Annotated in this window: 14 protein-coding genes; 2 read left to right on the forward strand and 12 right to left on the reverse strand. The window is 42.0% G+C overall.

From position 1 onward, the window contains the following. The gene (locus FDP09_RS18995) at positions 1-2,313 is read right to left on the reverse strand and encodes a PSD1 and planctomycete cytochrome C domain-containing protein (protein WP_394343998.1); all 2,313 of its coding nucleotides are present in this window, start codon (positions 2,311-2,313) and stop codon (positions 1-3) included. A gap of 824 nt (positions 2,314-3,137) precedes the next feature. Further along, on the reverse strand, positions 3,138-3,782 hold the full coding sequence (locus FDP09_RS19000) for an SDR family oxidoreductase (RefSeq protein WP_137404165.1): 645 nt from the start codon (positions 3,780-3,782) through the stop codon (positions 3,138-3,140). 470 nt (positions 3,783-4,252) lie between these two features. Between FDP09_RS19000 and FDP09_RS19005 the strand changes: the two genes are divergently transcribed. Both FDP09_RS19005 and FDP09_RS19010 read left to right on the forward strand, forming a co-directional pair. Further along, complete coding sequence (locus FDP09_RS19005) at positions 4,253-5,011, forward strand: SDR family NAD(P)-dependent oxidoreductase (protein WP_137404166.1); 759 nt, start codon at positions 4,253-4,255, stop codon at positions 5,009-5,011. Positions 5,012-5,107: 96 nt separating this feature from the next. Next, complete coding sequence (locus tag FDP09_RS19010) at positions 5,108-5,689, forward strand: TetR/AcrR family transcriptional regulator (protein WP_137404167.1); 582 nt, start codon at positions 5,108-5,110, stop codon at positions 5,687-5,689. Positions 5,690-5,972: 283 nt separating this feature from the next. On the opposite strand, the gene FDP09_RS19015 is transcribed toward FDP09_RS19010, so the two are convergent. The 10 genes from FDP09_RS19015 to FDP09_RS19060 all read right to left on the reverse strand — a co-directional run bounded on the left by FDP09_RS19015 (position 5,973) and on the right by FDP09_RS19060 (position 16,769). Beyond that, complete coding sequence (locus FDP09_RS19015) at positions 5,973-6,260, reverse strand: type II toxin-antitoxin system RelE/ParE family toxin (RefSeq protein ID WP_137404168.1); 288 nt, start codon at positions 6,258-6,260, stop codon at positions 5,973-5,975. Next, positions 6,253-6,492, reverse strand: coding sequence for a ribbon-helix-helix domain-containing protein (locus FDP09_RS19020; protein ID WP_137404169.1), 240 nt, complete (start codon positions 6,490-6,492; stop codon positions 6,253-6,255). Before FDP09_RS19020 ends, FDP09_RS19015 begins: the two co-directional genes overlap by 8 nt. Positions 6,493-6,645: 153 nt before the next feature. After that, a complete protein-coding gene (locus FDP09_RS19025; RefSeq protein WP_137404170.1) occupies positions 6,646-6,837 on the reverse strand; it encodes a hypothetical protein in 192 nt (63 codons plus the stop codon). Continuing rightward, on the reverse strand, positions 6,827-7,402 hold the full coding sequence (locus tag FDP09_RS19030; RefSeq protein WP_137404171.1) for a zeta toxin family protein: 576 nt from the start codon (positions 7,400-7,402) through the stop codon (positions 6,827-6,829). Before FDP09_RS19030 ends, FDP09_RS19025 begins: the two co-directional genes overlap by 11 nt. Before the next feature lie 193 nt (positions 7,403-7,595). Then, on the reverse strand, positions 7,596-8,120 hold the full coding sequence (locus FDP09_RS19035; RefSeq protein ID WP_137404172.1) for a hypothetical protein: 525 nt from the start codon (positions 8,118-8,120) through the stop codon (positions 7,596-7,598). 564 nt (positions 8,121-8,684) lie between these two features. Then, entirely contained in the window at positions 8,685-10,367 is a 1,683-nt protein-coding gene (locus FDP09_RS19040; RefSeq protein WP_137404173.1) for an ATP-dependent nuclease, read from the reverse strand. A 169-nt stretch (positions 10,368-10,536) separates the two neighbouring features. Then, a complete protein-coding gene (locus FDP09_RS19045) occupies positions 10,537-11,985 on the reverse strand; it encodes a hypothetical protein (protein ID WP_137404174.1) in 1,449 nt (482 codons plus the stop codon). 82 nt (positions 11,986-12,067) lie between these two features. Further along, positions 12,068-12,913, reverse strand: coding sequence for a S1 family peptidase (locus FDP09_RS19050; RefSeq protein WP_137404175.1), 846 nt, complete (start codon positions 12,911-12,913; stop codon positions 12,068-12,070). Positions 12,914-13,745: 832 nt separating this feature from the next. Further along, entirely contained in the window at positions 13,746-15,209 is a 1,464-nt protein-coding gene (locus FDP09_RS19055; RefSeq protein ID WP_229683463.1) for an alpha-L-fucosidase, read from the reverse strand. 441 nt (positions 15,210-15,650) lie between these two features. Beyond that, positions 15,651-16,769, reverse strand: coding sequence for a family 20 glycosylhydrolase (locus FDP09_RS19060; RefSeq protein ID WP_137404177.1), 1,119 nt, complete (start codon positions 16,767-16,769; stop codon positions 15,651-15,653). Positions 16,770-16,915: the final 146 nt, after the last annotated feature.

Consider the following 16,915-nt stretch of genomic DNA (forward strand, 5'->3'; position numbering starts at 1 on the left):
TCATATTTTTGTAATCGTTTCTTCCAAATTATATAAGGTCACGATGACTTGCATCATGGCGGCTGCGTTGGCGGTCATGGCCGTTTCTTTCAGCGGTTTTTCTCCCACTTCCAGCGTAAGATCTATCTGCTCAGGCTGCGCCTCAAACCGGGCTTTTTCCTCCTCAAAATAGGCCATTAACAAAGCTGATTCATTCGGTTTGGCATCTCGGCAAACCACCTTCCTGAAGGCCCAGTTGATTGCTTCTTGGACTTCCATCCCTTGGTGTTCTATCTCTGTGGCCAAAACGCGGGACGCTTCCAGCACAAAGGGATCATTCAACATCACCAACGCCTGCAAAGGTGTATTAGTCCGTCCACGGGTGACTTCGCAGCGGTCCCGGTTGCTGGCATCAAAAATGATGGACTTCGGCGGCGGCACGGTCAACTTGATAAAATGGTACAAACCCCTGCGATAAAGGTCATTTCCTTTATCCTGTTCATATTTGGCCAGTGATCCCCTCCCGGAGGTCGCCGCTTCCCACAGCCCATCTGGTTGATAAGGTTTGATGCTTGGGCCTCCAATCTCCTTATTGAGCAATCCGCTGCTCGCAAGCACCAAATCCTGGATACTCTCGGCAGTCAATCGCAGTCGGGGTGCCCGTGCCAAATAGAGGTTTTCTGGATCTTTGGAATACGCTTTTTCTTTTATTTCAGCACTTTGCCTATAAGTCGCCGACATATAAATTTGCTTTAGCAATCGCTTGATGTCCCAACCGTTTCCCATAAAATCCACCGCCAGCCAATCCAACAATTCCGGATGGGTAGGAAGGTCTCCCTGCATGCCAAAATCCCCAGCGGACTTCACAATTCCCTGCCCAAATATCTCCTGCCATAGCAAATTGACAAACACCCGGGCGGTCAAGGGATTTTCAGGATTTGTTGTCCATTCTGCTAAGCCTAGCCTGTCTTTCGAATAATCTTCTCCAAAGGCCATGACCGACGGAGGCGTATTTGGCTGTACCTGTTTGGTGGGGGCATCATACACCCCCCGATCCAATATGTAGGTCTTTCGTAAAGTATCCAGCTCATCCATCACTGAAACCATCACTTTGCTGGTGTCTTGGTGATTGAGATAGCTCAGCACCCCACCTGCACTTATATCGTCTTGGTCAATCCACAGAATGGGTGTTTTGGCAGGGACACTCCGTGCCACATCTCCTTCAAAACCCTTTTCGGGTGTATTGTTAAAAAAGGCATATAACTGAAAGTAATTTTCTTGCGAAAAGGGATCGTACTTATGGTCGTGACACTGGGCACATTCCATGGTGATGCCCAAGATACCTTTGGAAAACGTATTGGTCTTGTCGAGGACATACTCCACCCGGTATTCTTCATTGATCACTCCGCCTTCTTCGGTGTATTTATGATTTCGGTTAAAAGCCGTGGCCAAAATCTGCTCTTTGGTGGCATTGGGCAGCATATCACCTGCAAGCTGCCAAGTGATGAACTGGTCATAGGGCATATTAGCGTTCAATGCATGGATCACCCAGTCCCGATAAGGCCATTGAGAGCGGTATTCATCGTCTTGATAGCCGTAGCTATCGGAATAGCGAGACACATCCATCCAAAGCACGGCCAACTTCTCTCCATAAGACTCTTTTGCCAATAGCTCGTCGATCAGGCGCTCATAGCCCTGCTCGTCCATATCTGCATACCGCTCCATCAAGTCGATAGCTGGAGGCAAACCGGTAATGTCCAAGCTCAGCCGCTTGATCAGTGTCTGGGCATCGGCTGCTGCATTGGGCGAAAGGCCCTTCTCCGCCATTTTGGCCAAGGTAAACTGATCGATAGCATTGCTCGTCCAATCAGTCGCAGGGGGTAGATCGGCTTTTTGGGGTGGCACAAAGGCCCAATGCGGTTCGTATTTTGCTCCTTGCTCAATCCACTGCTTGATAATCGCGACCTCAGAAGGCTCCAATTTGAGATTGGAAGATGGAGGCGGCATTTGCTCGGCAGGGTCTTCTGAGGTGATTTTCAAAAAAGCCAAGGATTCATATGGCTTGCCAGGTACAATCACATGCTGTGAAGGCTGGTCTTTCAGTGCGGCATAAGCTCCTTCTTCGGTATCCAGCCTAAGTCCCGATTCCCGCTTATTGGCATCCGGACCATGACAGGCAAAGCACTTGTCCGAAAGTATGGGACGCACATGAAAGTTATAGCTGATCTGGTCAGATGCCTTGAGTTGCTTTCCTCCATTATCAGGTGATTGACAGGACATCATTGCCCCTATCAATGCTGAAAATAGCATGATAGACTGGAGGTGTAAGCGCATCAATAAATATTTTGGTCTCATGACCTAATTTAATAAGAAAAATAGCACAACACCAATTAATTTATTAATAAAAACAAAAAAGTAAAAATAATGACTTACATAACCTTATCTTTTTAGATTATCATTAGGTATTTTCGATTCACGCAATACCTCGACAAACTGGAAATATGCGGAGGGTAGGTTTTACTTTTCCCCGTTCATTTCGGCTACGCCCAGGGAACGGGAAAAAAGATCGGTTACAATTAATCCGTCATCGCGAACGCAGTGACAGCGGAGTGAAGGATCTCGTATTCCAAACATGGGATCAATTCGTTATCCTTCTTTACCTTGCGGCAGACAGACCTGCTTGGGTTCAAGCAAGCTTACTTGGCTTCAGACAAGCTGCCGTATGATGGGGCTTTGCTAATTCTTAGTCATAGTGAGCCGCAGGCTCAACTTTAACCGTCCCTCAGTATAACTGAAGGGACAACCGGCGATATACCATAACGTCATCGCGAACGCAGCAACAGCGGAGTGACGCGATCTCGTATTCCAAACATGGGATCAATTCGTTATCCTTCTTTACCTTGCGGCAGACAGACCTGCTTGGGTTCAAGCAAGCTTACTTGGCTTCAGACAAGCTGCCGTATGATGGGGCTTTGCTAATTCTTAGTCATAGTGAGCCGCAGGCTCAACTTTAACCGTCCCTCAGTATAACTGAAGGGACAACCGGCGATATACCATAACGTCATTCCGAACGCAGCGACAGCGGAGTGAAGCGATCCCATATTACCAACTACGGGATCGCTTCGTACTCTCTTTTACCAAACAAAAATTTGCTTTCCTTACACCTTTCTAAGCGCATCCGCAATGGAATCATCACCGCTGACAAGGTCAAAGGACTTTTGGATGGTTCGGTTGGTTTTCAAGACTTCCAGTACCGTTTGGGCTACATCTGCGCGGGGTATGGTGCTGCGATCAAGCTGTCCACCTGCATTGACTTTGCCTGTTCCGGGTTCATTCAATAGGCCTCCGGGACGGATGATGGTATAATCCAGCGAACTCATCTCCAACATCCGATCGGCATAGTGCTTGGCCACGTAATAGGGTCGTAGGGAATCATTCCAGTTCTCGCGATTATTTGCCTGAAGGGCACTGATCATCACAAAACGCTTGACGCCGGTCTTTTCGGCCGCTTCGATGCACTTCACGGCTCCGTCCAAGTCGATCAACAACGTCTTATCATCCCCAGTCTTACCACCCGACCCAGCCGTAAATACCACCGCATCAATTCCTTCCATGGCTTTAGCCAAATCCTCTACAGGGCCTTCCAGGTCTGACAGTACGGTATCGACACTTCTCTCTTTTAAAGCCGCCACCTGCTCTTCCTTTCGGACCATGGCTACCGGTATAAAATCATCGGCCTTTTGAAGGCTTTCTACAATCAAGTGCCCTATTTGTCCATTTGCTCCTATCACAAGTACTTTCATTGCATGTGTATTTTTGGTTGAACATTAAGTTAATTTTGATTATCCGCTTTTTTGCCAATAGCAACGTTTCTCACGGATTTCTCAGACTATTATAGATATTGCACTCAAAATCCATGCTTAGCTGGGCAAGCTGTGGGACATTCTTTTTTTAAGTAATACTATAATGACATCATACCAGATGTACATTATGGCAAGGAGATCATGAAGGCTCCAAAATAAATAGCGACATGAATACTTAAAGGCTGAAAGGATTGTGGATACAATGGTTTGGAGTGGCAGGTTGATGATACATGGATATTCTTGTCCCAATATTCCCAAAGCCCACTGAGCGTAGCGGAAGAGGAAGCGAGGGTGACGCGGTAACTTTTTTTACATGGGCAGAACTATTTTGGAACTATCGTTCCAGTATCATGGTTTCAAAATGGAACGATCGTTCTAAATAAATTTTTAACACAATAAACACAAGATTTATGAGTCATTTAAACGGAAAAGTGGCTGTGGTCACCGGAGGCAACAGCGGCATTGGTTATGCTACGGCCAAAAAATTAAAAGAAGAAGGTGCAAATGTCATCATCACGGGCCGATCTGAAGAGAAAGTCAGGACTGCAGCAGCCGAATTGGGCGTAACAGGGATCACGGCCGATGTCCTGAACCTAACGGCGATCGATGCAGCGGTCACACAGGTAAAGTCGGCATTTAGCCTGATCGATATCCTTTTTGTGAATGCAGGTGTATTTTTCCCAGCACCGATCGGCCACACGTCTGAAGACCTCTTTGACCAACAAATGGATATCAACCTCAAAGGAGCGGTATTTACCATCGAAAAGTTCTTGCCCATCTTAAATGATGGCGGGAGTATCATCAACCTCTCCTCCATTAATGCCTACACAGGAATGCCCAATACAGGAATCTATGGTGCATCCAAAGCGGCACTGAATTCCTATACCCGAACAGCGGCCACCGAACTGGCACCGAGGAAGATCAGGGTAAATGCTGTAAATCCCGGCCCCATCTATACGCCGATTTTCAGTAAAACGGGCATGCCTGAGGACCAACTCAACGGCATGGCAGCCGCCATGCAAAATCGTATCCCGCTCAAACGCTATGGCCTACCCGAGGATATCGCCGAATTGGTGGCCTTCCTGGCCTCTGATAGGGCGTCCTTTATTACAGGAGCTGAATATAATATCGATGGCGGTACCAATGTCAATCCCCTATTGGTAAGCTGATATTTTGCGGCTTTCATTTGGAATGAAAATTCCAATATCGGAACTTTACGGGCATCCCTGTCGGGATATACCTGTAAAGTTCCAATCTAATTTACCATGCCAAGAGATAAATCATTTGATGAGCATAAGGTGCTGGAGAAAGCCATGAACTTGTTTTGGAAAAAGGGCTATTATGCCACTTCCATCCAAGACCTGGTAGCATTTCTGGGCATCAATAGGGCCAGCCTGTACGCAACGTATGGCGGTAAAAAAGAACTGTTCGAAAAAGCGTTCTGCCACTACACGAACACCAATTCCTCCCACCAAAGGGAATTTCTGGATGCCCACCCAGACGTAAGGACGGGATTGAAGAGGTTATTTGAACGAGCCATTCAGGAATCCATCTCGGATACGGACAAAAAAGGCTGTTTTGCCGTCAACTGCACGGTAGAGTTCATTTCACATGAAGCGGAATTCGCCACGCTGATCAACCAAAACAAACAGCGCTGTGAGACCATGCTCTATCACTATCTGGCAGCTGGTGTGGAGCGCAACCAAATCTCCAAGGACAAAGACCTCCGGGCCATCGCCACCCTCTTTTTCACCTTTTACAACGGCCTAAAGGTCATCACGAAAGTGGATTTTGACCCTTCCGAATTTTCCCGGTCTGTGGACGCCTTGCTGAAGGTATTGGATTAGAAGGGGAATTCTTCCCGGAGATCGTGGATTTTGAACCGTCCGGTTTTCAGGGAGAGCGTTTGGATGAGCATTGGATTTATTATTCTGTGACCAACTAAAAATATCCATAAAAGCTCAAAAGCACCGTGCTTTGTAAGCCCAAAACTCCAAAAACACAAAAGGGGAAGAAGCTTTCCCCATTATTATCCCTTTCCCATCACCACTCGTTCAACACTGCATTCAGACTAGGCTGTTCCAGCCGTCAGAATGCTTAGTTATTGCCAACAGTTTTTGATTCATTCAGTTATAATTTTTGGCTCAAGTCTTGTCTTCCGACGATTGCCATTATTTCTACAATATTTTCATTGATTCTGTAGTAAATACTATCCACTCCGCATACACAACGTCTATACCCTTTTTTGATGTAATCCACAGATTCAAAGGAAAAGGGTCGTTCGGCAATAATGTCAAAATATTCAAAAAACGATTCGAAATATTTGTCAGCTTGGGTCATTCCAAATTTTTCGACTCCGTAATGGTGAATCCGAATCAAATCAACTTTGGCTTCGTTAGTCAATTTGTATTTAGCCACCTAACAAAGACTTTGATTGAGCTAAAATACTTTCTTTACTATCTATCGTAAATCCACTACTTTCAGCTTTTTCCAATTTAGCTCGAATCCAATCAATTTGAACTTGTTGTTTTCGGGCTTGTCTGATCAAGTCGTTGACCAATTCACTTTTGCTTGAATATTCCTTACTGTCCACTTGGGCCTTTAGCCACTCGTCATTCGGTTTTGTAAATGATATACTTTGTCTTGACATAATTTTATTTTTTGATGTAAAAATACACCAAAAACGAATCGTTTCCAAATTGTTGTCAACGGTAAAGTATAAGCGGAGTGCGGGATTTCAGAGCAATTCGCTTTCCGCCTTCCGTAAAGTTAATTAATAGAAAAAATGCTCAATTTTTGTTACTTACCCCGCATTACGCTTATACAATGTTGTGGGTAGTAATTCATTTGGATCTACCGCTTCAATTTTGCCATTTCTGGTTACAATCATTGGGCTTTTCTTTTGTTTCTTGAATTCCACAAGCCTTTTGTAGGTCTCTTCAAGCCCTTTAACTATTCTGTCTCTTTCCTCTTTTAATTGCTCTTTATTGTCCATAATATTTTCCTTTTAGTTCATTCCATCTTTCTGAATTATTGATGGTTTCTTCCCCTAAAGCACCTTCTGCAATAATTTCATAATTATCACCCGAATTATTTACAAACAGCCAGTTGTCTACCTTAGGGAGAAAAAGGTTGAAAAAATTGTTCAACCCACTAGTATATCTTCTTCTGATAACTTCCTCAGGAATAAAATGGCCACCTTCTTTCACCCTTGTCTCAACTCTGGAAATTGCCAATTCCTCAGAATTAAGCCAAAAAAACAAGCAAGTGACTTGATATCCCACCCCCTTAGCTTTTTCAATAAATTTAACGTAGCTCCTGGTTGAAAGTGTAGTTTCAAATGCAAAACTTTCGCCTGCCTCTAACAAATTCTTTATCCTTTTTAACATTAATCTGCCAGCTTCAATTCCTGCTTTTTCCGGTTGGAATGGGGACAGCCCTCTTGCAATTTCATCCGCATTCACAAACTCTTTGCAATCCAGTATTTCCGGTAAAATGGTATATGATGCTGTTGTTTTTCCAGCCCCATTACATCCTGCTATAACGTATAATTTTTTCATCCAAAACAAATATACAATTAACTATGGATTTGGTAGCGTGTCCTGCCTATTACCCACAACGGTTTGCAGGTTTAAGAATTTGCGGAATTACTTGCAGAAACTTTGTGAGCCTGCACTAAACTTAATAATAACAAGTGATGGAAGTGAAAGCACTTCGCCCGAAATTTTTTAGACCTGTTGTTATAGGCAGTTTTTATTTATCTGGGCTAGCTTTTTTATTGTAAATCTTATTTAACTGAGCATATAAACTTGTCAATTTGGGTTGAAGGCATGTATTAAGATAAATGTCAATATTTTTATCACTTCCGTGTTTTATAAGCAACTGTTTTAATCCAATATTTAATTTCTGTAAATCTTTGTCTTTTCTAATTTTTTTAATTTTCAAGTTGTCTTGTATATGTTCATAACGGTTTTGAAAGATATGACACGTATTATGTCGTCTATACTCTATATACGAATATTCATCTTCTCCCAATTCTGATTTAATATTTGTCAATCCATTAATGAGTTCATCATACCATTCTAACTTGTTTTCATTCTTTCCGCCTCTTAAATGTTCAAAGACTTTAAGAGCATAAGATAAACCTTCCGCGGTAGCTTCATAGAATTTTATATAAAACATTTCTTGATAGATAAAATCCCATTTTTCAGTCAGCTCGTGATTTAAATAAAACAGAGAAATCTCAACGCTACTACAAGTCAATCTGTCTCTACACACACTATCGGTTTTCTACCTCTAAGTTGTCCTTATTGTGTATTTCCCTTGGCATTTGTGTGTAGTTTCCCAAGTTCCGTAAATAAGCCTGAATAAAGTTCTTGCCATCTGAATGACGCCAGCCTTACAGAAAATAAATAGGCTCGCTCTGTAATTAATGCTATTGCTAACATTACTTTTCACTCCGTATCATACTTCGTAGCTTTTGACTGGAGGTTCCTACTTCTCGACACCTCTTCAATGGTTCACTTTCGTTCAACTCCTTTATTTGTACCTGCTAGCCTCTTTGGACTAGATTCTCCTAAACGCTCAGCACCAAGACTATTAATCAAAGCACCTTTAGGTGGTTTAGAGCCATCGCCTATACAACGCCCCTGATGGACCTACCATCATCTTATTTACAGCATTCAACCTTTTATTGCCGTGGTTGATTCTTGGCACACTATGAAAAGTAGGCGATTTCGAAGCACAAAATTTTCGGTTAAGCACCAAGTTTGATACGAGCCACCAGCCTCGAACTTACTGCTGTTTCGCCTATTTTTTATATACATTGTTACCTGCTGGCTTTTATTTTGGTATTCCCTTTTTATTTGAGTTTTCAATCCAATTCTTAACCTCTCCAATAAAATCCCAAACATCTCCACCTGCCGGCTTTATGTAGTTTGGCTCTTCTGGATTATCACCCATTTTTGAAAATATATCAATAAGCCAGTTTGAACCGTGGCCATTAGCGTTTAGATGTTTTAACCAACTTTCTAATTCTCCTTTTTGTATTACAAAAACACCATATTCGACCAACTGATTTAGAAAATTTGAACAAGCTTCTTTATCTTCACCATTTAATAAATCTATACCTCCTTTGATTTTCCAATTTACACCCGTGTTATTAAATGTATCGTATAAACTCTTTCTTTGACTATGAAAAGGTTGATGATTCAATTGAGGAATAAATGAGCCATCTAATAATTTTGTAAATACCTGACCGCCTTCTTTTAAAACGTCAATGTCAACAACTCCAACTGCTGGAATTCCAAGTTCTCTTAATGGTTTTACAATTTCCCAAACCGTTTGTTTATTTTGAGCATTTATAAACAGACAATTACTTATGGCTCTCTCATCACCCGCTGATAATAATCTTTCATTAATTTCTTGATAAAATGCTCTGTCAGAGTCAGCTTCAGTTACAATAACAGATTCGTAAAACAGACCATTTAAGACTCCCGTTGAGCGTAAAAGGGGATGTCTCATTAAATGTAAAATTTTCTCTTTTGGTAGAATTCGGGATGTTGGAATGCCATTTTTATAAGTCAACCTTACAATGTTTAGGGGAGAACCCGATTGAATGCATCCCATTAAAAAAGAAGCACTATGAGTTGCAACAAGAAGTCTTTTATTAGAATTTCTTAATGATTTCCCTATCTCTTTTCCTAGTTTGTTAGATAATGCAGGATGAAGAAATGCTTCTGGTTCATCAATTAATGTAATCTTAGGGTCGCCAGCAAGTAATGTTGTTAGTATTCCCGAAAAGGCTTTTACTCCGTCACTTGCTTCGTTTATAAGTGTTGCTTTTTTATGAAATTCAATAGCTTCATTTTCCCATCCTTTTTCTTGTCTTTCACTATTGGGTGCAGTATCTGAAAGACGAACTCTCAATTGACCTATATTAGTTGGGTCAATAACATAATATTTGCCAAATGCCTCATAAATAATTCGTCTTAATTCTTTTCTTAAATCATTATCTAAAAAAAGGTGAGATAGATGATTTGTTGGCGTTGATTGAAGGTCACCAGCAGTTTGCTCATTTAATAAATTTAACCTATTAGTTCCATCTAACCGTAAAGTGTACAAGTCGATAAATTTGGAGTACCAATGATTATTAGATGGGGTTTGTGCTACTCTTATAACTTCATCTTTTAATACTTTAACTCTTTCTGCTTGATTCTTTTGAGAACTTAATTTCCCAATAATTATTTGACCTTCACTAATAGATTCATTTTGTGTAGGAGTTTGCGTGATTTTGTTTAACTCTGATTCAATTTCATTTTTTGAAAGAGGTGTAAATGTCAAACTGTCCAAAATTAAATCATTTGGTTGTCCTGATGTTTTCCTTGAGAACTTTTCAATTTCAATAAGAATTCTACTTTTTCCAGAGTTGTTTGGTCCAACAAAGACAGTTATTGGTGTTAAGTCAACTTCAAGATTTGGTTGTCCTTGAGATGACCCGGACTTTAGTTTTATTTTATTTATCATACTTTACGTAGATGTGTTTTAGCTTGCAGGTAACGTTTTGCAGCTAAGAAACGTGGGGCTTTTCGAAGCGCTTTCCTGTCCGCCTGTGACAAAGGTAGCCACGAAGATCGAACCTTTCGGAAACCAATGTCCGCCCCATGTTTTCTTAGGTGCTGTTAGTGGCTGGCTTTTATATAAATTTCATTTCATTCTTATATCTAGAGTCATTAGCAAGTCTCTGAAGAGATCCTTTTGGAAAATTAATTATCAGATCTAATACCTTTGTAATATGAACATCCTTTGTTTTTGATTTAAAGAAAGTTGCAAGTTTTCTCAGTCTAATGTCAGGTTTGGTATAATTGAAATCTGTTACAAACTCAGGGTCTTTAAATAATCTTAGAAACTCCTTAATTTCTGTTACTGTAAATGACTCAATGAATTTGTTATAGAATTCTGCTGCATTTTCATCAATTCCTTGACGGTAGCCCTTGCCGTTTCCTACATAACAAATTGAAATTACCTTGACGAATAATTTTCTAACAGCGTCTGGTATTCCATTTGCTGGTATTGAAGCATCAATTGACTTTGCATGAGAATATTCATTATAAAAGTTGTTCCATTCAAAGTGTACAGTTTTTAAGTTTTGAAGTTTTTCAAGCAATTCTGCTGCTAAACTGTCCTCATCTTTGTAATGTTCCCCATTTACCGTTTCAAGAAATTTTTGAACTGCATCTTTTCTATCAACGTCTCCATTTTTTCTATAGACGCCAAACTTTGCACCTATTCTAAATTTGGTGTCTTCTGTTGTGGATTGCCATATATGGGGAGTAAGCCGGTCAATGTTCTTGCGAACAGGTGCTTGAGTTCGTGGGTCAGAATAGATTCCGAAGATAGAAAGAAGGAAATCATCTACTCGTTCTTGTGGTTGTTTTAATAAATCTTGTCCAATTATAGGAAAGTCATCCTTTGGTATTTCTTTTGTCCTTATGTTTTCGAAAAGTTGCTTTATCTGAATTAAAGAATGGTCTGGCTTTGCGGTAATCGCGTACTTCAAGCAGCTCTCTAGTAGGTTCAGCATTTCTAACCCCGTGATTGAATTTTCATTAGGGTGTGCTGCACTTGCGTGATTTCTTAAATAATTTACATGTTCTAATCGTCTATAATTAATATCATTTACAAAGCCGATCCTTCTGCAAATTTCCAATAGATCATGGTCTCCGATAGCCTCTAAATCATCTGCTGAATTTAGATTCTTATATTTAGAATTTATGGTTCTTGAAACTTGAAGAAAATATTCTAGGTCAAAATTTGAAACTAATCGTCTTAATGCTTTAATCGTTTCATCCCACAAAAAATTCAGAGCACCGTCAAAAAGTCCAACGGATACGGCAACTGTAAACTTGGATAAATAGGTCGCTTTAAGCCTATCTTCCATTGGCAAAATCTCAATTGAACTTTCAAGTGCATAAATCACTTTTCGTCTTTCTTCTATAGGAGATAGTATATTTTCAGTTGGTAATCCTACATGAGTTAAAAGGTTCGCCAATGGCTGATTAAAGGCAGCAATTGAAGTTTCTATTTTTTCAGGTGTGTTTCCTGTTGGTATTAGAATGATCTGATTTTTGTTTTCTTTTTCCATGGTCTATTTTTAGCTTGCCACTAACGGTTTGTGTATGGTGCGTATCCCGCAGGGTATGCACTATACACCTTGTTGGCGGTAGTTATTTTAATTGTTTCAAAATATTATCGGTATAATCCTCAATATCGAATTTGTTTAGAACATCAAATATCAACGAAGCTTTCCATACATGTCCTAATTGAAGAGATTCTTGGTCTTTTATTCCAACTGGTGTTTGATTTACGAGTTGTTCAAGAAACTTATTTTTTGTAAGCATTTGCATACTTGCGTACACACCAATAAATTTATTTATAACACCACCTTGCATTCCACCATCAATGGTTTCATACATTCCTTGAGCTCTAGCAAAAACTGGAGCTCCAGACATTCCAGGAAAAGCAGAGATGTCAAGTACAATAAGTTTTTTTCCATCAAAATCTACGTCAGGTTCACTTGCAATGCTTCCAGTTTTCCAAATGGGCAAAGAGTTCTTTTTATCGTAATACCCATAAGGGTATCCAACCACAGATGTTCTTGTCGTTGTTCTTACTTTTAATTTGTTTTTCGCCCACTTTTCATTTATGCAGTTCACTATTTCCGCTTCTTGGTAAACTTGAGTAGGCATTGGGATTATGGCAAGGTCTGCTTCTTTGTTATCTTCATTTACCAACCATACTGGCTTATTTTCAGATGTATATAATGGAAAACGGAATTCTTTAACTTTTTCAGGATTGTCTTTGGATATATGAATGTTGAATGAAATATTGTCTCCAATTGGAGCCTTTTTTTCAAGAGGTGCTGAACCAGTTAATACATGATAGTTTGTAACTAAAAAAATGATTTGTTTTGAGTCGCACTCATGATAAACATAAAATCCTGTTCCTTGTGAAACTAATTCATTCCCTTTTAATAGTTTAATAGGAGTTGTTATTAATGATGCATCTTCCATTTGTTAAGTTTTTTTTAATTACCGCCAACACTTATATAAAAGCAACTCCATTGCCTCTATATCCATTATATTTTCCGTTTGTAAACGGCTATAAACGTTTATTTCCGGTTACAAACGAGTAGTGGCGAATTTAGCCCTTCCCAAAGAGACATAAAATACCTTAAATAGGGTATTTTTAATTGATGCCTCGGATAGAAGATGGAATTTGGTGCGAAAAGGACGGTTTTTTCCGTCAGGTAAGTGCTGATGTTGCGCCGGGTTTACCGGGCGGTGCCTGTGTGCTTGCATATAGAGAGTAGTATATTTTGTTAAAAAATGGCTAATACCAAATCAAATATAGAATTTTTTGACTGTTATAGAAATATCAAATGGCTTTTAGTCATTTCTACTATATCAATCGGTGGTCAGTTTTAGATAATAACCTAAGCTCGACTTAATTTTAGTATAAAAAGCGTCATAGCGACCCCTTTAAGGAGGATGTGGGTTGGAAAAGGGTGTGGCAACTCGCCGCGGCGAGCTGCCACGGCTTCCACCCCTCAAATCTCCCTCTTAGCCTCGCAGTGACGATTTTATAATCGAACTGAGGTTAATAAGTGGTCGGTGAATCGGTAATCCTTTGTGCCCTTCTGCAGTAGGCAGTAAAACTGAAGGGACAACCGATTTTAGCTGTTCGGGGTTTGTAATTCCGAACCGAGAAAATGGGGATTTAAAATCCCCCCTAGACCATTTGTGAGGAGCACCGACATCAATAGAGCTCTAGACTTTAAGCAACAACATGGGTTAGCCTGACGGCTATGAGCGGCAGACAAGCTTGCATGGCGGATTTACCACCTTACTCCACATTGGTAATCCGGAAACTCCAGGCGTACGCGCAGGGCAATTGGTTGGAGGCGAGGCGGGGTACTTTTACCAAGAGGTCATTTCCCCTTTGCTCAAAATCAAGCGGGGCATCTTGTCCAAGCAAGGTTACTTCGGTCTCTTCGGAAGCTTGGATATCTTTGATCAGCAGGTCCTCGGCGGGGTAAATGGGACTGATGGCATATACATCTCCCTCCTTTTGGGTAAAAAACAGCTCTTTGACGGCCTTACCCGGTGCGGGATCGACGGTCTGTTTGAGGATATAGTCTCCACCAAGGTAGCCTTTTTCGTGGTCGATCTTGCGGTCGCCATCTGACCACTGGGCAGCTTGTGTCCACTTTCTGGTGCCGTAGATGGCTTCTCCGTTTACCTGCAGCCACTGCCCGATCGCCAGCAACCTTTCCTGCATGATGGGCGGGATGCTTCCCCGTGCGTCAGGACCGATGTCCAGCAGCAGGTTACCGCCGTTGCTGACGATGTCCACCAGCATCAGGATCAGTGCTTGGGCACTGTTATAGTCCTGTGCATCCTCATTTTGGTTATAGCCAAAGGAAAAGCCCATGCCGCGGCATTCTTCCCAAGGCTTGTCAAAGGTCTTTCCTGCCTCATATTCGGTGGTATAATAGCCACCATGCTGTTGGCGTAGGCCTTTGCCCCATCGGTCGTTGACGAGGATATCGTCCTTGGCAGCGGATTCGTTGTAGAGCCAGGCCAGAAATTCCTCGCTTTTCCATTGCTCACCCTCCATTTCCCACTCGCCATCTGTCCAGAGGATGTCGGGCTGATAGCGTTGGACCAAGTCTTTGATCTGGGGCAAATAATGTTCCTCCACAAAACGTGTTTTATCGTTTTGCCACCAAGGGTGATACCACTCGTATAGGGAATAGTACACGCCCATTTTTACGGGGGTTTTGCGCACGGCCTCGGTCAGCTCCCCGACCAGGTCACGCTTGGCTCCTACTTCCATGCTGTTCCAGGCAAATCCCCGGTCATTGGCCTGTTCATTTGGCCAGAGGGTAAATCCATCGTGGTGTTTTGAGGTCAAGACGATATACTTGGCACCTGCCTTTTCGAAAAGCTCCGCCCATTCTTCTGGATCAAAAAGGTCCGCGGTAAACATTTCCCCAAAATTGTAATATGGGAAATCGGCTCCATAGGTCTTCACATGGTATCGGTACACCTCATCCCCTTCAAAATCCCCATTGCCAAATAGCTTTTTACTCTGCAGCCAATACTGGTACCATTCGGTATAAGTACCTTTTGGTGACCAAGCGGGAACTGAATATGGTCCCCAATGGATAAAGATTCCGAATTTGGCATCTTCAAACCAAGCGGGCACTGGTCGCTGGTCCAGCGATTCCCAATTGGCTTCATATTCCTGCGCCCGAAGGCTATATACCGCCACCATCAGGCAAATGAGGGTCCATATTCTTTTCATTTTCATACGTTTAGGGTATTGCTATTTCGGTTCTATATGATTTACCTTGGGTTATTATTAGTAGTAGTCGTATCATCTCAGCATTGTCTCCTACTCTTCCTTTGTTACTTTTCGCCCATCTGCCGTAGGACAACTAGCTACATCTCGTGCGTCCTCGCGAACGCAGTGGCAGCGAAGTGAAGCGATCTCGTGTTCCAAACATGGGGTCAATTCGTTATTCTTCCTACTAATGGCCCGTTTTCATTAGTTCTTTTTCATAGTGAGCCACAGGCTCAACTTTAATCGTCCCTCAGTAAAACTGAAGGGACAACCAGCTACATCTCGTGTCCCAAAACAGGTGAACGTTTTATGAGCTCGCCCGCTCCTATTGGCTACGCTCAGGGAACGGGTGAAGGGACAACCGGGTAGTGGACTGTCATCTTTCGCCCTCCCTTTAAGGGATTAGTATTGCCTTTCCATTTCATTCACCTTGTCAAACATCACTCGGAAAGTATGCCAAGCGGTTTCGTTGTCGCCTTCACGATCTGGTTTATCACCATAGTATCCTTCCATAAATCCTCCGGCACTGGACCAAACCGTCTGCATCATGCCGTAAAAATTTGGCTTCATTTCCTTGGTAGCTGAGGCCCGAAAGCGGTACATGTCTTCCACTTGCTGCGCAGAAACCTCCGGCTTCCGCCAGTTGCAGGTAAGTACTCGGAGCCCCTTCATGGCAAAGTAAACGGCCGTCTGGTCTGCTCTTTCATAGTGCCAGTCCCCAATTACCACATCCTTGGGAATCATGTCGATGGCGCGGTGGGTATTGTTCATGCTGGCTTCCCACATCCCCATCCCGGTGGTCTTGCCGTCCAGCAGGCGGTCTCCCCAGATCCATAGTTCACGATCGCTCTTAGCCAAATGATTGCGGATTTTCCAAACCTCATCGGCAAAGAGCTTCGCCTTGTCCCTTCCTCCACAGCGTGGACACTGATCATCTCCAATGTAAAATACTTCGTCCATCCCTGCATGAAAGGCATCCGCCTCAAAGACGTCGCAGATTTCATCCACCAGGTCAAAGACCACATCATGCACCTTGGGATGTAAAGGACAATAACTTTTGCAATAAAGACCATCTTCATTGGGCCATTCATATTTCTCGGGTAGCTTCACGTGAGGGGTTTCGTCAAATTCCGGATATACCTCAAGCAATTTTCCCAGTTCACTATGCCAAGATTGGTGCCCCAGTAAATTGACCTGTGGAATGATGCGGATGTCATTTTCTTTGCACACAGCGACCAACTGCTTTACTTGGGCTTGTGTAAGTGGATTAGCTGAGCGTAGCTCCGGATGGCTGAGGTATTCATAATTATATTCCACTCTAAGGATTAGCACATTGATCCGCCTAGGCCCCAACTCCTCATCGATAAATTCAACGAACTGTTCCACTTTTTCGGGAGCAGGAGCAGCTATCGCAAAAGCCCTTACAGGCAAAACATCGGGAGCAGTTTCCTGTGCCTGCAAGGGCAATATGCTGGTCAATACAAATACGAAAATGCTACACCATTCTATCAAATGCTTCATTGTTATAGTTTTTTGAATATGTTTTCCACCATATCGGGAATAGGCTAGCGATGAACGGTGGTACTTTATGAATTTAACACATTATTTTATCAAAAACTAAGCAATAAATAGTAAAATTTATAGAATAACCAATACATACTTATTTG

The sequence above is a fragment of the Echinicola rosea genome (genome assembly GCF_005281475.1).
GTDB lineage: Bacteria > Bacteroidota > Bacteroidia > Cytophagales > Cyclobacteriaceae > Echinicola > Echinicola rosea.

What these genes read in the sequence shown, in the direction of transcription:
- FDP09_RS18995 (WP_394343998.1), bottom strand. Translation starts at nt 2,313, where the DNA reads ATGCGCTTACACCTCCAGTCTATCATGCTATTTTCAGCATTGATAGGG.
- FDP09_RS19000 (WP_137404165.1), bottom strand. Translation starts at nt 3,782, where the DNA reads ATGAAAGTACTTGTGATAGGAGCAAATGGACAAATAGGGCACTTGATT.
- FDP09_RS19005 (WP_137404166.1), top strand. Translation starts at nt 4,253, where the DNA reads ATGAGTCATTTAAACGGAAAAGTGGCTGTGGTCACCGGAGGCAACAGC.
- FDP09_RS19010 (WP_137404167.1), top strand. Translation starts at nt 5,108, where the DNA reads ATGCCAAGAGATAAATCATTTGATGAGCATAAGGTGCTGGAGAAAGCC.
- FDP09_RS19020 (WP_137404169.1), bottom strand. Translation starts at nt 6,492, where the DNA reads ATGTCAAGACAAAGTATATCATTTACAAAACCGAATGACGAGTGGCTA.
- FDP09_RS19025 (WP_137404170.1), bottom strand. Translation starts at nt 6,837, where the DNA reads ATGGACAATAAAGAGCAATTAAAAGAGGAAAGAGACAGAATAGTTAAA.
- FDP09_RS19030 (WP_137404171.1), bottom strand. Translation starts at nt 7,402, where the DNA reads ATGAAAAAATTATACGTTATAGCAGGATGTAATGGGGCTGGAAAAACA.
- FDP09_RS19040 (WP_137404173.1), bottom strand. Translation starts at nt 10,367, where the DNA reads ATGATAAATAAAATAAAACTAAAGTCCGGGTCATCTCAAGGACAACCA.
- FDP09_RS19045 (WP_137404174.1), bottom strand. Translation starts at nt 11,985, where the DNA reads ATGGAAAAAGAAAACAAAAATCAGATCATTCTAATACCAACAGGAAAC.
- FDP09_RS19050 (WP_137404175.1), bottom strand. Translation starts at nt 12,913, where the DNA reads ATGGAAGATGCATCATTAATAACAACTCCTATTAAACTATTAAAAGGG.
- FDP09_RS19055 (WP_229683463.1), bottom strand. Translation starts at nt 15,209, where the DNA reads ATGAAAAGAATATGGACCCTCATTTGCCTGATGGTGGCGGTATATAGC.
- FDP09_RS19060 (WP_137404177.1), bottom strand. Translation starts at nt 16,769, where the DNA reads ATGAAGCATTTGATAGAATGGTGTAGCATTTTCGTATTTGTATTGACC.